The sequence below is a fragment of the Aquabacter spiritensis genome, assembly GCF_004346185.1.
GTDB lineage: Bacteria > Pseudomonadota > Alphaproteobacteria > Rhizobiales > Xanthobacteraceae > Aquabacter > Aquabacter spiritensis.
Window position 1 is genome coordinate 38,688 of record NZ_SMAI01000018.1, and the last position, 13,281, is coordinate 51,968.

12 protein-coding genes and 1 pseudogene are annotated in these 13,281 nt (G+C 67.2%); 9 read left to right on the forward strand and 4 right to left on the reverse strand.

Annotation, left to right across the window (positions count from 1 at the left end):
- The first annotated feature begins 9 nt into the window (after nucleotides 1-9).
- Nucleotides 10-783: a TatD family hydrolase gene (locus EDC64_RS21115; protein WP_132035203.1), complete on the forward strand. Its 774-nt coding sequence runs from the start codon at nucleotides 10-12 to the stop codon at nucleotides 781-783.
- A 116-nt stretch (nucleotides 784-899) separates the two neighbouring features.
- Here EDC64_RS21115 and EDC64_RS21120 read toward each other — a convergent pair whose 3' ends face one another.
- Nucleotides 900-2,447, reverse strand: coding sequence for a DEAD/DEAH box helicase (locus EDC64_RS21120; RefSeq protein ID WP_132035206.1), 1,548 nt, complete (start codon nucleotides 2,445-2,447; stop codon nucleotides 900-902).
- A gap of 261 nt (nucleotides 2,448-2,708) precedes the next feature.
- On the opposite strand from EDC64_RS21120, the gene EDC64_RS21125 reads away from it, so the two are divergent.
- Entirely contained in the window at nucleotides 2,709-3,869 is a 1,161-nt protein-coding gene (locus tag EDC64_RS21125; RefSeq protein ID WP_132035209.1) for an MFS transporter, read from the forward strand.
- Between the two features lie 84 nt (nucleotides 3,870-3,953).
- Here EDC64_RS21125 and trpE read toward each other — a convergent pair whose 3' ends face one another.
- Nucleotides 3,954-5,465 carry an anthranilate synthase component I gene (trpE, locus tag EDC64_RS21130; protein ID WP_132035212.1) on the reverse strand — a complete coding sequence of 504 codons (1,512 nt, stop codon included), beginning with the start codon at nucleotides 5,463-5,465 and terminating at the stop codon, nucleotides 3,954-3,956.
- A gap of 3 nt (nucleotides 5,466-5,468) precedes the next feature.
- Complete coding sequence (locus EDC64_RS21135; protein WP_132035215.1) at nucleotides 5,469-7,361, reverse strand: peptidyl-prolyl cis-trans isomerase; 1,893 nt, start codon at nucleotides 7,359-7,361, stop codon at nucleotides 5,469-5,471.
- A 155-nt stretch (nucleotides 7,362-7,516) separates the two neighbouring features.
- Here EDC64_RS21135 and tpiA point away from each other — a divergent pair, with 155 nt between their 5' ends.
- Nucleotides 7,517-8,290, forward strand: coding sequence for a triose-phosphate isomerase (tpiA, locus tag EDC64_RS21140; protein WP_132035218.1), 774 nt, complete (start codon nucleotides 7,517-7,519; stop codon nucleotides 8,288-8,290).
- 45 nt (nucleotides 8,291-8,335) lie between these two features.
- Here tpiA and EDC64_RS21145 read toward each other — a convergent pair whose 3' ends face one another.
- Nucleotides 8,336-8,803 (reverse strand): outer membrane protein assembly factor BamE, encoded by a 468-nt coding sequence (locus tag EDC64_RS21145; protein WP_132035221.1) that lies wholly within the window; start codon nucleotides 8,801-8,803, stop codon nucleotides 8,336-8,338.
- Nucleotides 8,804-8,955: 152 nt separating this feature from the next.
- Between EDC64_RS21145 and EDC64_RS21150 the strand changes: the two genes are divergently transcribed.
- The 6 genes and pseudogenes from EDC64_RS21150 to EDC64_RS21175 all read left to right on the forward strand — a co-directional run.
- Nucleotides 8,956-9,513 carry a ubiquinol-cytochrome C chaperone family protein gene (locus tag EDC64_RS21150; RefSeq protein WP_338023418.1) on the forward strand — a complete coding sequence of 186 codons (558 nt, stop codon included), beginning with the start codon at nucleotides 8,956-8,958 and terminating at the stop codon, nucleotides 9,511-9,513.
- Nucleotides 9,506-10,018: a YceD family protein gene (locus tag EDC64_RS21155; protein ID WP_165933849.1), complete on the forward strand. Its 513-nt coding sequence runs from the start codon at nucleotides 9,506-9,508 to the stop codon at nucleotides 10,016-10,018. The genes EDC64_RS21150 and EDC64_RS21155 overlap by 8 nt, the downstream gene beginning before the upstream one ends.
- 97 nt (nucleotides 10,019-10,115) lie before the next feature.
- A complete protein-coding gene (gene plsX / locus EDC64_RS21160) occupies nucleotides 10,116-11,189 on the forward strand; it encodes a phosphate acyltransferase PlsX (protein WP_132035227.1) in 1,074 nt (357 codons plus the stop codon).
- Nucleotides 11,186-12,160, forward strand: coding sequence for a beta-ketoacyl-ACP synthase III (locus EDC64_RS21165; protein WP_132035230.1), 975 nt, complete (start codon nucleotides 11,186-11,188; stop codon nucleotides 12,158-12,160). The genes plsX and EDC64_RS21165 overlap by 4 nt, the downstream gene beginning before the upstream one ends.
- A gap of 86 nt (nucleotides 12,161-12,246) precedes the next feature.
- A complete protein-coding gene (locus EDC64_RS21170) occupies nucleotides 12,247-12,564 on the forward strand; it encodes an integration host factor subunit alpha (RefSeq protein WP_132035366.1) in 318 nt (105 codons plus the stop codon).
- Nucleotides 12,565-12,708: 144 nt separating this feature from the next.
- Nucleotides 12,709-12,996: pseudogene (locus EDC64_RS21175) on the forward strand (MerR family transcriptional regulator); the annotation flags it as partial.
- Nucleotides 12,997-13,281: the final 285 nt, after the last annotated feature.

Genomic DNA, 13,281 nt, shown 5'->3' on the forward strand with positions numbered 1-13,281 from the left:
GGACAGTCCATGCTCGTCGACAGCCATTGCCATCTGGATTTTCCGGAGTTCGCTCCCGAACTCGACGCCGTGGTGGCGCGCGCCCGCGACGCCGGCGTGTCGCATCTCGTAACCATCTCGACCCGGGTGCGGCGGTTTGACGAGATCCGGGCGATCGCCGAGCGCTTCGAGACCGTGTTCTGCACCGTCGGCACCCACCCGCACCAGGCGGCCGAGGAACCGGACGTGACGGCAGAAGAGCTCGTCGCCCTCTCGGCGCATCCCAAAGTGGTGGCGATCGGCGAAGTGGGGCTCGACTATCATTATGACAACAGCCCCCGTGCAGCGCAGGCACACGGCTTCCGCACCCATATCGCGGCGGCGCGTGAGACCGGCCTGCCGCTCGTGATCCACGCCCGCGCGGCGGACGACGACGTCGCCGCCATCCTGGAAGAGGAGAGCGCAAAGGGCGCGTTTCCCTTCGTGCTCCACTGCTTCACCGGCGGGGCGGACCTCGCTCGGCGGGCGGTGGCGCTCGGCGGCTATGTGTCGTTTTCGGGGGTTTTGACGTTCAAGACCGGCGACGCGCTGCGGGCGATCGCGGCCGATCTGCCGGAAGAGCGGCTTCTCGTCGAAACCGATGCCCCTTTTCTCGCGCCGGTGCCGCATCGCGGCAAGTGCAACGAACCCGCCTTCGTGCGCGAGACCGCCAAGGTCCTGGCCGCGGCGCGGGGCGTGAGCCTCGACCATATCGCCGCACGCACAAGCGCGAACTTCTTCACCCTGTTCGCCAAGGCCCGCTGACGCGGCTAAGGCGGAACGTCCGAAGGGCAGGGACCTTCAACGGACTGGTCCGGGACGCGCCGGGTGTCCATCCGGGAGAGGCCACCGCACGGACCGGAGCCCGTGCGGCAAAGGACTCAGCCAGCCTTCACACGCACCGGGCGCAGAAGGAAGGCAGGGAGGTGGGACATGTCGGCGGGTTCGGCGGCGCCGCGGTCATGCTCGCGGCGCGGCGGACGGGATGCGGTGCGCGCCGCCGGCTGGGCGGCAGGCTCCCGCGCAACGTCCCGACCGGACTCGCGCCCGGATTCGCGTCCAGGCTCGCGCGGCGGACGGGGTGCGCGCGGGGCGCGGGCCTCGGCCGGTTCCGCTGTCTTTTCCGGCGTCCGCTCGCGCTCGGGACGCTCGCGCCGGTCCCGTTCGGGGCGCTCGGGCCGTTCGCTGCGCTCGGGACGGTTCCGCTCGCTGCGTTCGCGCTCTTTGCCGCGGCCGGAGGCGCGATGCTTGTCGGTGCGGCCGTCGCGCTTTTCTTCGCGGCGGCGGCGCGGCGGCGCCTCGCCCAGGGGCTCGCCGCTCCAGGGAATCGCATTGCCGATCAGCTTCTCGATCGCCGCGAGGGATTTGGCGTCCTCGTGCGTGACGATGGAGATCGCCGCGCCCGCCCGGCCCGCGCGGCCGGTGCGGCCGATGCGGTGGACATAATCCTCGGCATGGTGCGGGACGTCGTAATTGAAGACGTGGCTCACCGCCGGGATGTCCAGGCCGCGGGCTGCGACGTCCGAGGCGACCAGGATCGCGGCTTCACCGGACCGGAATTGATCGAGTGCCTGGGTGCGGGAATGCTGATCCATGTCGCCATGCAGGCAGACGGCGTTGAAGCCGTGCTTCTGCAGCGAACGATGCAGCACCGAGACCTCGCGCTTGCGGTTGCAGAACACGATCGCATTCTGCAGGCCCTCGACGGTCCGCATCAATTCGCGCAGCACGTCGCGCTTCTCGTAATCCTCGCTGCCCGATCCGACCAGGATCTGTGTCACCGTCGCCGCGGTGGAGGCGGGCTTGGACACCTCGACGCGGACCGGGTTGGACAGGAATTGCGAGACGAGGCGCTGGATCTCCGGCGGCATGGTGGCCGAGAAGAACAGCGTCTGGCGGGTGAAGGGCACCAGCTTGCAGACCCGCTCGATGTCCGGAATGAAGCCCATGTCCAGCATGCGGTCGGCCTCGTCGATCACGAGGACCTCGATTCCGGACAGGAGCAGCCGGCCGCGCTCGACATGGTCGAGAAGACGACCCGGGGTCGCGATCAGGACGTCGACGCCGCGCAGCAGCTTGGAATCCTGATCGCCGAACGAGACGCCGCCGATCAGCAGCGCAACGTTCAGTTTGTGGTTCTTGCCGTAGCGGACGAAATTCTCTTCGACCTGGGCGGCGAGTTCGCGCGTCGGTTCGAGAATGAGGGTCCGGGGCATGCGCGCCCGCGCGCGCCCCTGCTCCAGCAGAGTGAGCATGGGAAGGGTGAAGGCGGCAGTCTTGCCGGTGCCGGTCTGCGCGAGGCCGAGCACGTCGCGCCGGGCCAGCACATGGGGGATGGCTTGGGCCTGGATCGGCGTGGGCTGCGTGTAGCCGGTCGCCGCGACGGCCGAAAGGACCTTTTCGCTCAGGCCGAGTTCAGTGAATGACATTGCGTCGCTTAGTGCGGCAGCGCCCCGCTGATCACGCGCTCCATGCCGTACGGAGCTGCACGAGTGGTCGTCGTTCGGCGCGCTTGGATTCGAAAACTCGGACGACGCCTTGCAAAATAAGGATTTTGTGCGCTGTGTCAATGATGGCGTCCGAAAGGGTGCAAAGCGTCAAGAGATCGGGTGGTCGCAGGTCGTTCACGGGCGGGGTTGACAGACGGCTCGGCAAGGCGAATGTAAGGTCGCCTTCCTTTCGCGTGTCCAATGCCCTTCACCTTCATTCTCGGCTTCGCCGGTTTCGCCAGCGCATTCTCGCTGCGCGCCGTCGAGCCCACTCTCACCCTGATCGCGGGGGATCTGCAGATCTCCCTGCAGGAGGCGGCTCTGCTGTCCTCCGCCTTCGCCGTGCCCTATGCGCTGTCGCAATTGGTCTTCGGCATGGTGGGGGACGCCTTCGGCAAGGTGCGCGTCATGCGCCTGACCTTGACCATGATGAGCATCGGCCTCGTCGCCTGCGCCATCGCGCCGACGCATGGGACTTTGATGGCGGCGCGAATCTTCACCGGCGCCTGGTCCGGCGGCATCATTCCGGTGTCCTTCGCGCTGGTGGGGGATCGCTTCTCTTATGCCGATCGGCCGGCGGCGCTCGGGCGGATCTTGATGCTGGTGGTGTTCGGCCAGCTCGCCGGCGCGGCGATATCGGGCATCATCGCGACCGGCTTTGGCTGGCGCGCGGTGTTCTGGCTCTCGACCGCGCTGGGATTGCTGGCCGCCGTCGGGCTGTTCGGCTTCGTCACCGAGACAGCAGTCCGGCAGCGTTTCTCCCTTTCGGAGGCGATCGACCGCTATCGTTCGGTCCTGCGAAATCCGATCTCGACGCGGCTCTTTACGATTGTCGCGATCGAGGGCGCCTTCATCTTCGGCTGCTTCCCGTTCGTTGCCGCCCATATGATCGAGCAGAACTTCGGAGACGCCGTGGAAGCGGGGATCGCCCTCGGCGCGTTCGGCGTCGGCGGCATCCTCTATACAGCGCTGGTGACGCAGGTGATGCGCTGGCTCGGCCTTCCCGGCATGTCGATGGGGGGCGCGATCGTCGCCGGCCTGAGTTTTCTGCTGATCGCAGAGGTGCCCTCACTGCCTGTGGTCATTGTGCTGTTCGCGCTGTCGGGCTTCGGCTTCTACATGATCCACAACACCATCCAGATCATGTCGACGGAGTTGGTGCCCTCGGCCCGCGGGTCCGGCGTGTCGCTCTATGCGACGAGCTTCTGGTGCGGCCAGGCGGCCGGCGCGGCACTCGCGGCCCAGGCGGTGCCGCTGATCGGCACCGGCGGCATGTTCATCGGCGCGGGGATCGGCCTCTTCGCCTTGGGCTGGCCGGCTTATGTGGTGGCGCGCAGCTCGCTGCAGCAGCACCAGCCCTGAGCCCGCTCGGGTCAACCGAGACTTCGATACTTCGGTTCAAGACATTAAAAATTAAAGGAAAAACGCCACTCTTCATTAAATGGCTCATTGGCTGCGCGTGGCGCGGGCGGCGAACCGGACCGCCTCCTCGCCGGCACGGAACAGCGCCTTGGCCTTGTTCACGCATTCCTGGTGCTCGCTCGCCGGCACCGAATCATAGACCAGCCCGGCCCCGGCCTGGACATGCATGCGCCCGTCCTTGACCACGGCGGTCCGCAGCACGATGCAGGTGTCCATCTCGCCATTGGCGCCGAAATAGCCGATCGCCCCGGCATAGATGCCGCGTTTGTCCTTCTCCAGTTCGTCGATGATTTCCATCGCGCGGACCTTCGGTGCCCCGGAGACGGTGCCTGCGGGAAACCCGGCGGCGAGCGCGTCGAGCGCATCGAACCGCGGATCGAGCCGGCCCTCGACGTTCGATACGATGTGCATCACCTGGCTGTAGCGCTCGATGAAATAGCTGTCGGTGACCGCGACGCTGCCGATCTGCGACACCCGGCCGGCATCGTTGCGCCCGAGATCGAGCAGCATCAAATGCTCGGCGCGCTCCTTCGGGTCGGCGAGAAGCTCGGCCGCCAGAGCCTCGTCCTCCCCGGGATTGGCACCGCGCCGCCGGGTCCCGGCGATCGGGCGGATCGTCACCCTGCCGCCGCGCACGCGGACCAGGATTTCCGGGCTCGAACACACCACCGAGAAGCCGGGAAAGTTGAGATAGACCAGAAACGGTGCGGGATTGATGCGGCGCAGCGCCCGGTAGAGGGCGAAGGGCGGCAGCGCGAACGGGCTCTCGAAACGCTGCGAGAGCACCACCTGGAACACGTCGCCGGCGCGGATATAATCCTTCGCCCGGTCGACCATGGCGCAGAATTCGGCTTCGGTGGTGTTCGAGAGCGCCTCGACATGGCCGTGGAACGGCTCGGGGGCGGGATGGGCCATCGGCCGGTCGAGTGCCGCCACGATGCCGTCGAGCCGGTCGAGCGCCGCCTCCAGCGCGGCTTTGGCCGAGACGCCGGGTCGCGGGCGAACCGGGGTGATGGCGGTCAATTCGTCCTTCACGGCATCGAACACGACCATGATGGTCGGCCGGATCAGCAGCGCGTCGGGAACGCCGATCGGATCGGGCTTGGCCGGGCCGAGCCGCTCCATCTGCCGCACCATGTCATAGCCGAGATAGCCGAAGACGCCCGCCGCCATCGGCGGGGCCCCTTCGGGCAGAGCGATGGCGGAGTCCGCGAGCAGAGCGCGCAGCGCGTCCAGCGGGGCCTCGGGGCAGGGGGTGAAGGCGTCGGGATCGGTCGCGGCCGAGCGATTGATTTCGGCGCGGCCGTCCTGCGTGCGCCAGATCAGGTCCGGCTCCAGCCCGATCATCGAATAGCGGCCGCGCGTCTCCCCGCCCTCGACCGATTCGAGCAGGAAGCTGTTGGGCCGCTCGCCGGCGATCTTGAGGAAAGCGGAGACCGGCGTTTCCAGGTCGGCGATCAATGTCGTCGACACGACCTGCGCCTCGCCGCGCAGATAAAGCTGCGCGAACGCGTCGAAATCGGTGGGGGCGTTCATGGTCTATTGCTCGCCGCCGATTGCGGTCTGGAACGACCGCTCATTGATTTCGACCCCGAGTTCGGTGCGCAGCCCGGCGACATATTGCAGAAGCAGGTCGGTCTCCATCTGCCGGGCGATCTGCTGGTCCAGCTCCTGATCGCTCGGTCCTGCGGGCGGCAGCGTCACTTTGGTCACCTGGAACACCAGCCGCTCGGTCGGCGTCGCACCCGGCGCCGAGCCGACCCCTCCCACCTTGACCTCGAAGATCTGGTTCAGGGCGTCGCCGGAGAAATCGGCGCTGGCGCGGCCGCGCTGCAGGCCGTCGGCGGTCTTCACGTCGAGCTTCGCCGCCGCCGCGAGGTCTGCGAGCGACTTGCCCGCCTGCGCCGCCTCGAGGAGAGACTTCGCCGCCGCGTCCACCACTTTAACGGTCTCGTCTTCGCTCCAGCGCGCCTTCACGAGGTCTTTCACCTCGTCGAAGGGGCGCTCGCGTGACGGCGTGACTTCCAGAACGTCGAACCAGACATAGCCGCCATTCTGCGGCAGTTGGATCACATCGGCCTCGATGCCGGGCTGGGTCGCGAACGCGCCGGACACCACATCCTGGCGGCCGGGAATATCGGTCAGCTCCGCGCCGGTGGGATCGCGGCCGGACCGGTCCACGGCCTCGAGCGTGTCGATGGCGAGGCCGAGCTTCTGCGCGACTTCGGCGAGGGTCGAGCCGGCCGCCCGCTCGTCCTCGATGGCGTCGTGCTTGTCGAGGAGGTCGCGCCGCGCCCGCTCCAGCGCGATTTCCTGCCGCAACTGGTCCCGCACTTGGTCGAACGGCTGCTGCTGGCCGGGCTGTATAGCCGCAACATGGACCAGAGCGGATCCGAAGGCGCCGGGGATCGGGCCACTCGTTCCGCCGTCGGGCAATGTAAAGGCGGCTTCGGCGATCTTCGTGTCGATCAGATCGGCCCGCGTTACCAGACCGAGATCGACGTCCTTCGGCCCCAGCCCGCGGGCGGCGGCGATGTCGAGGAAGCTGGCGCCGGCCTTGATCTTGTCGTCGGCGGCCTGGGCGGCGGCGGCGTCCGGGAACACGATCTGCTGGATCTGGCGGCGCTCGGGGGTGCCGAATCGGGCGGGATTGGACTCGTAGGCGGCCTTCAGATCCGCCTCGGACACCTCGATCCATTGCGCAAGATTGGCGGGCGTGAGCGCGAGGAGGGCGACTTTGCGGAATTCGGGGGCGCGGAACGTCACTTTGCGGGCGTCGTAGAACGCCTTGAGCTGGTCCTCGGTCGGCTCGGGCAGAGCCGGGGCGGCGGCGGGGGTGACGACGACATAAGCGATATCGCGCTGCTCGGTCTGATAGCGGTGCAGCGCGTCGCTCAAGACGCGCGGTACGACCATTCCGCCGCCGAAGGATTCGACGATCTCCTGGCGCAACGTCCGCTGCTTCTCCATCGCGATGAAGCGCAGCTCGGTGAGGCCGTTGCTGCGCAGCAATTGCTCGAAATAGGCCGGCTCGAACTCGCTCGCCCCGGGGCGGCGGAAATCGGGATTGGCGCGGATCTCACGGGCGATCTCGTCGTCGGACAGGGCGAGGCCGCGGCGCTTGGCGTCGTCGTCGAGGGCGGCTTCCGCGATCATCTGGCTGAGGATCTGACGGTCGAGACCGAACGCCCGCGCCTGATCCGGCGTGATCGGGCGGCCGGTGCTGCGGCTGATCCTCTGGATCTGGTCGAGATATTGCTGGCGGAAGGCCGCGACCGGTATTTCCGTGTCGCCCACCTTGGCAACCGCGCTGGTCCCGTATCCGCGGAAGACGTCGGAGATCCCCCAGATGACGAAACTGAGGGTGAGGACCAGGAGGAAGGCCTTGGCGACGAGCCCGGAGGCGCCTTTGCGGAGTGTTTGCAGTACCATCTTGCTTCAATTCGGAGGAGCGCGGCGGGCCGGCGCAGGAGGCGCGCATCATAGGGAGGGGGGCGTTCGCTCGCAACGGAGCCGGAGCAGGAGTTTGCAGCCCGTCCGAGGCTCTGCTAACGCGAGGGAAATCAATGCGGAACACGGAGATCACCATGCCAGCCGCTTCCCGCCCGCTCGTCGCCGGAAACTGGAAGATGAACGGAATGCGGCACGCGGGCGCCGAACTCCTCGCCATGGTGGAGGGATATGATTCCGCGCTCGCCGCGCGGGTCGACCTGCTGGTGTGTCCGCCTGCGACGCTGCTCGCGCAATTCGCCGCCACCGCCGCCGAAACCGGAATCGCCATCGGCGCGCAGGATTGTCATTCCGCGACGGCCGGTGCGTTTACCGGCGACCTCTCCGCCGAAATGCTGGCCGATGCCGGCGCCAGCCATGTGATCGTCGGCCACAGCGAGCGCCGGACCCTGCATCAGGAAAGCGACGCGCTGGTCAAAGCCAAGGTCGAGGCGGCATGGCGGGCCGGGCTCGTGGCGATCGTCTGCGTCGGCGAAAGCGAAGCCGAGCGCCGGTCCGGCGCCGCCCTTGAGGTCGTCGCGGCCCAGATTCGCGGTTCGGTGCCGCAGGGCGCGCGGGGCGATCGCCTGATTGTCGCCTATGAGCCGATCTGGGCGATCGGCACGGGCCTCGTCCCGACGGTCGCCGATGTCGAGGACATGCACGGGACGATCCGGCGGGTGCTCGGCGAGGTGAGTGGCGAGGCGGCCGCGATGCGCCTGCTCTATGGCGGCTCGGTCAAGCCGGAGAATTGCGATGCGCTTCTGTCGGCGCGCGACGTCGACGGGGCGCTGGTCGGCGGCGCGAGCCTGAAGGCGGCGGATTTTCTGGCCATCGCGAACATTTACCGGCAGCACGCCCTCAGCGCATGAGGACGGGCTGCCCGGCCGATCCGGACACGTGCCGGATCCCAATCGTCACATCGTGAAGTTGGTCGCCTGGATGATCTGCTTCAGCACGCTCAATTCCTCACCCGAGGTCGGCGTGGTCTGCGACACGAAGTCGAAGATCTTGCCGTCCTGCAGCCCATAATTGGCGACGCGGGTGACGCGGCGGTCCTTGCCGAAATAAATCGCGACCACCTTCTGGTCGACGATTTCGGGCTTCAGGAACGCGACCTTCTTTTCGGTCTGCGAGATATAATAGAAGACGTCGCCCTGAACGGTCGCGACGGTGGAGGGCGTGCCGAGGACCAGCAGAACCTGCTCCTGGCTGGAGCCGACCGGAACCTGGTCGAGGGATCCTTCATTCAGCACGTAGCCGCGCTGATAGGTCCGCACGACGCCGCTCAGCGAGGTTCCGGTGCCGCCGACGATGTTCGAACACCCGGCCGCCAGCCCCGCAAGAAGCAAGGCCCCCACCAGCTTGCATCGCGATCCGTGCATGGATTGAAGCCCAAATGACGCCACGCCAGTTCCCTTATCTTCCCGCCGTCACGACGGCGGAGATCTGCCACCCTTGCCACGCCACGCTCGGCAGGCTACGCCCGGTTTTGCCTCCGGCGCCGGCCCGATTTCGGCCCGGCCGATAACCTGCCATGCGCCAGATGATCTTCAACCTGTTTCGTCGCCCGCGCCAGAACGCCACCATCGAGCGCCTGTATGGCGCGATCGTGGCGCAATCACGTCGGCCGGACTTCTACACCGCCTTGAGCGTGCCCGATACTATCGAGGGGCGGTTCGAGTTGCTATTGCTCCACACTTTCCTGATATGCCATCGGCTCAAGGCCGAGGATGAGGCGGGAAAGGCCATGTCGCAGGATGTGTTCGACGCCTTTCTCGACGACATGGATCGGACCCTGCGCGAGATGGGCGTGGGCGACCTCTCGGTGCCGAAACGCATGAAGAAGATCGGCCAGGCCTTTTACGGCCGCACCGCCGCCTATGATGCTGCGCTCGCGGAGGGGCAGGCGGCCGTTGCGGCGGCCTTGGCCCGCAATGTCTTCGAAGTCCCGCCCGGCGACCCCCGGGCCGACCGGCTGGCATCGTATGTCGGTGCGGCCGTGCGCCGCCTGGCGCAGATGCCGGTCGCATCGCTCGCCGGCGAGTCCGCGCCGTTTCCCGCACCCGACCAACCGGAGGCGCCTTATGTCTGAGGCCCCTTATTCCTTTATCGTCCGGATCGCCGATCTGCCCCAGACCGGCACCGTCTTCCGCCTGGAACCCGACGCCGCCACGCGAGACCGGCTCGCCCGTCACATCGACGTCCTGGCGATCCATCGGCTCGAAGCGGAACTGAGCGTGCGTCCGGTCGGCGAGGGGGCCCGCGTCACGGGCGGGATCTCGGCGGACCTGCAGCAGATGTCCGTGGTCTCGCTCGAGCCGTTCGACACCACGATCGGCGAGGATGTGGACGTCCGGTTCGAACCCCAGGCGGATCCGGAGCCCACGCCGGACGAATCCGCCGAAGACCTCGAACGCGATCCGCCCGATCCGCTCGTCGACGGACAGGTCGACCTCGGCGATCTGGTGACGGAGTTTTTGTCGCTCGGCGTCGACCCCTATCCACGCCGGCCCGGCGAGGTGTTCGAGGCGCCGGCCCAAGACGACGACGCGCCGTCGCCCTTTGCGGCACTCGCGCACCTGAAGGATAAACTGTGATGCGCCGTGCCCGCAGTTGCGGCCCGCTTGCGAGCCGCTATTGTCCCCGCGCGCGGCTTCGGGCGCGTTCGACCGAAGCAACCGGAACCTGTCCTGAATGAGCGTCCCCGTCCGCATATCGATCGATGCCATGGGCGGAGACCATGGGCCGGAGGTGGTGCTCGCCGGCGTCGCGATTTCGCAGGCGCGCCATCCGGACGCGCGGTTCGTGCTGTTCGGCGACGAGCCGCGCCTGACCAAGATTCTCGCCGCCAGGCCCGCGCTCGCCGCGGTCTCGCGCGTCGTCCACACGGAAGTCGTGGTCGGCATGGACGACAAGCCGAGCCAGGCGCTGCGCAACGGCCGCTACAAATCGACCATGTGGCGCTGCATCGATGCGGTGAAGACCCACGAGGCGGACGCCGCGGTGTCCGCCGGAAACACCGGCGCGCTGATGGCGATGGCCAAGTTCAATCTGCGCACCATGCCGGGCATCGGCCGGCCGGCGATCGCCGCGATCTGGCCGACTTTGCGGGGCGAGAGCATCGTGCTCGACATGGGCGCCTCGATCGGCGCGACGGCGCAGAGCCTGGTCGAGATGGCGATCATGGGCGCCGCCATGGCCCGCACCATTTTCGACATCCCCCAGCCCAGCGTCGGCCTGCTCAATGTCGGGGTCGAGGAGATAAAGGGCGTCGAGGAGGTCAAGGAAGCCGGCCGCATCCTGCGGGAGGACGAGCATCCGGACCTGCGCTATCACGGCTTCGTCGAGGGCAACGACATCGGCGCCGGCACGGTCGACGTGGTGGTGGTCGAGGGCTTCTCCGGCAATATCGCGCTGAAGACGGCCGAGGGCACCGCCAAGCAGATCGCCACCTATCTGCGGGCCGCGATGGGACGCACCTGGCGCGCCCGGATCGGCTATCTGCTCGCCCGCGACGCGTTCAAGATGTTGCGGGAAAAAATGGATCCCCGCCGCTCGAACGGCGGCGTCTTCCTCGGCCTCAATGGCGTCGTGATCAAAAGTCACGGTGGCGCGGATGCCGAGGGCTTCGCGGCCGCGGTCGATCTCGGCTACGACATGGTGCGTCACCAATTGCTGACGCGGATCGAAACCAGCCTGCTCAGCCGCCTCCCCCGAGGGGATGCGGCGGGGGCTCCCGAGGCTGCGGAAGCGGAAGGCCGATCGTGAGCGTTATAAAGTCCGTCGTCGCCGGCATCGGGTCGTATCTGCCGGAACGGGTTGTGACAAATGCCGAATTGGCCGAACGGGTGGCGACGTCGGACGATTGGATCGTCCAGCGCACCGGGATCCGCCAGCGCCATATCGCCGCGGACGGTGAGTTCACCTCCGATCTCGGGCGGAAGGCGGCGGAGCGGGCGCTGGCCGATGCCGGCCTCGGTGCCGCAGACATCGATCTCGTCATTCTCGCCACATCCACGCCGGATCAGACCTTCCCCGCGACGGCCGCAACGATCCAGGCACAACTCGGAATTGAGCGCGGCGCTGCGTTTGACCTTCAAGCCGTGTGCTCAGGCTTCGTGTTCGCCCTCGCCACAGCCGACGCCCATCTGCGTACCGGGATGTTCCGTCGGGCGCTGGTGATCGGCGCCGAGACCTTCTCGCGCATCCTGGACTGGGAAGACCGGGGCACCTGCGTCCTGTTCGGGGACGGGGCGGGGGCGGTCGTTCTCGATGGGGTATCACAGGCGGACGCGCAAGGGCGCGGCATTCTCACCACCCATTTGCGCACGGATGGACGCCATCGGGGCAAATTGTTCGTCGATGGCGGCCCGTCCTCCACCGGCACGGTCGGGCACCTGCGCATGGAGGGCAGGGAGGTCTTTCGCCACGCGGTGGGAATGATCACCGACGTGATCGAGGACGCGTTCGCCGCGACCGGGGAGAGTGCCGAGACGATCGACTGGTTCGTGCCCCATCAGGCCAATCGGCGCATCATCGATGCCAGCGCGCAAAAGTTGCATATTGCGCCTGCGAAAGTGGTGACAACGGTGGATCTCCACGGTAATACCTCTGCGGCCTCCATCCCTCTGGCTTTGGACGCAGCCTGCCGCGACGGACGGGTGCGGACGGGCAATCTCGTCCTGCTGGAGGCCATGGGAGGCGGGTTCACCTGGGGTTCAGCCCTGGTGCGATGGTAATAAATCGCTAAGGACATTGACCGGTCTCTCCGTGAGTGGATACGTTCAACCCGTTGATGTCTTTCTCTGGTGGGGCCGGGCGACACATGGCTGGAAAGACTGTCACGCGTGCGGATTTGTGCGAAGCCGTTTACCAGCAGGTGGGGCTGTCACGGACCGAATCCGCCGCTCTCGTCGAATTGGTTCTGACCGAGATCGCGGACTGCCTTGCGCGGGGCGAAACGGTCAAGCTATCCTCGTTCGGCTCCTTCGTCGTGCGGGAGAAGGGGCAGCGGATCGGGCGCAATCCCAAGACGGGTGAAGAAGTCCCGATCGAACCGCGCCGCGTGATGGTGTTCAAGCCCTCGAGCATCTTGAAGAATCGCATCAACGGGGGCAAATCTGACGGAGCGGATTGCGATTGACGCGTCGGGTCCGAGGCTTGGGGCGGGATCTTCGCGTCGGCTTCGCACGTCGGCGGATTCTCTGCGCAAGCTGGATCGAGGATGCCCGAGGCGCCGATCGTTCGGATCCGCGCCTGACGTGCTCCGGACCGCGCCGATGGGGATATGAGGCACGTGGCAGAAGCGAGGTCCTCGGACAAGTCGCCCGACGCGTTCCGAACCATCAGCGAGGTGGCGGAACATCTCGCCCTGCCTCAGCACGTGCTGCGGTTCTGGGAAACCCGATTTGCCGAGATCAAGCCCGTCAAGCGGGCCGGGGGACGGCGGTTCTATCGGCCGGACGATGTCGACCTGCTCCGGGCCATTCGCCATCTGCTCTACAGTGAAGGCTACACGATCAAGGGCGTGCAGCGGATCCTGAAGGATCAGGGCGCGCGCCAGATCCAGGCCATGGGCGCGGATCTGCTCGGCGGAACGCTTCCGCCGCCGCCGCCGGAGGCACCGGCGGTGCGCAAAGGGGCCGAAAGCGGGCCGGGGCGCGGCGGGCTGCTCGGTCTGCTGCCGCGCCGACGCGTTGCCCCCGACGCCCATCCGTCCGAAGCCGATGCTCGCGGCGGGACGGAACCGCGCGTGGACCAGTCCTTCGAGCGCGACGCGTATCTCCCCGGCTTCGAAGCCCCGCCTGCGGAGACGAATCGGGCCGAGCCCTCATTTTTAGAGCCGGAAACGCGCGACTCC

Excerpts from the sequence above, each read along its gene's own strand:
- EDC64_RS21115 (WP_132035203.1), top strand. The coding sequence starts at position 10 with ATGCTCGTCGACAGCCATTGCCATCTGGATTTTCCGGAGTTCGCTCCC.
- EDC64_RS21120 (WP_132035206.1), bottom strand. The coding sequence starts at position 2,447 with ATGTCATTCACTGAACTCGGCCTGAGCGAAAAGGTCCTTTCGGCCGTC.
- EDC64_RS21125 (WP_132035209.1), top strand. The coding sequence starts at position 2,709 with ATGCCCTTCACCTTCATTCTCGGCTTCGCCGGTTTCGCCAGCGCATTC.
- trpE (WP_132035212.1), bottom strand. The coding sequence starts at position 5,465 with ATGAACGCCCCCACCGATTTCGACGCGTTCGCGCAGCTTTATCTGCGC.
- EDC64_RS21135 (WP_132035215.1), bottom strand. The coding sequence starts at position 7,361 with ATGGTACTGCAAACACTCCGCAAAGGCGCCTCCGGGCTCGTCGCCAAG.
- tpiA (WP_132035218.1), top strand. The coding sequence starts at position 7,517 with ATGCCAGCCGCTTCCCGCCCGCTCGTCGCCGGAAACTGGAAGATGAAC.
- EDC64_RS21145 (WP_132035221.1), bottom strand. The coding sequence starts at position 8,803 with ATGCACGGATCGCGATGCAAGCTGGTGGGGGCCTTGCTTCTTGCGGGG.
- EDC64_RS21150 (WP_338023418.1), top strand. The coding sequence starts at position 8,956 with ATGCGCCAGATGATCTTCAACCTGTTTCGTCGCCCGCGCCAGAACGCC.
- EDC64_RS21155 (WP_165933849.1), top strand. The coding sequence starts at position 9,506 with ATGTCTGAGGCCCCTTATTCCTTTATCGTCCGGATCGCCGATCTGCCC.
- plsX (WP_132035227.1), top strand. The coding sequence starts at position 10,116 with ATGAGCGTCCCCGTCCGCATATCGATCGATGCCATGGGCGGAGACCAT.
- EDC64_RS21170 (WP_132035366.1), top strand. The coding sequence starts at position 12,247 with ATGGCTGGAAAGACTGTCACGCGTGCGGATTTGTGCGAAGCCGTTTAC.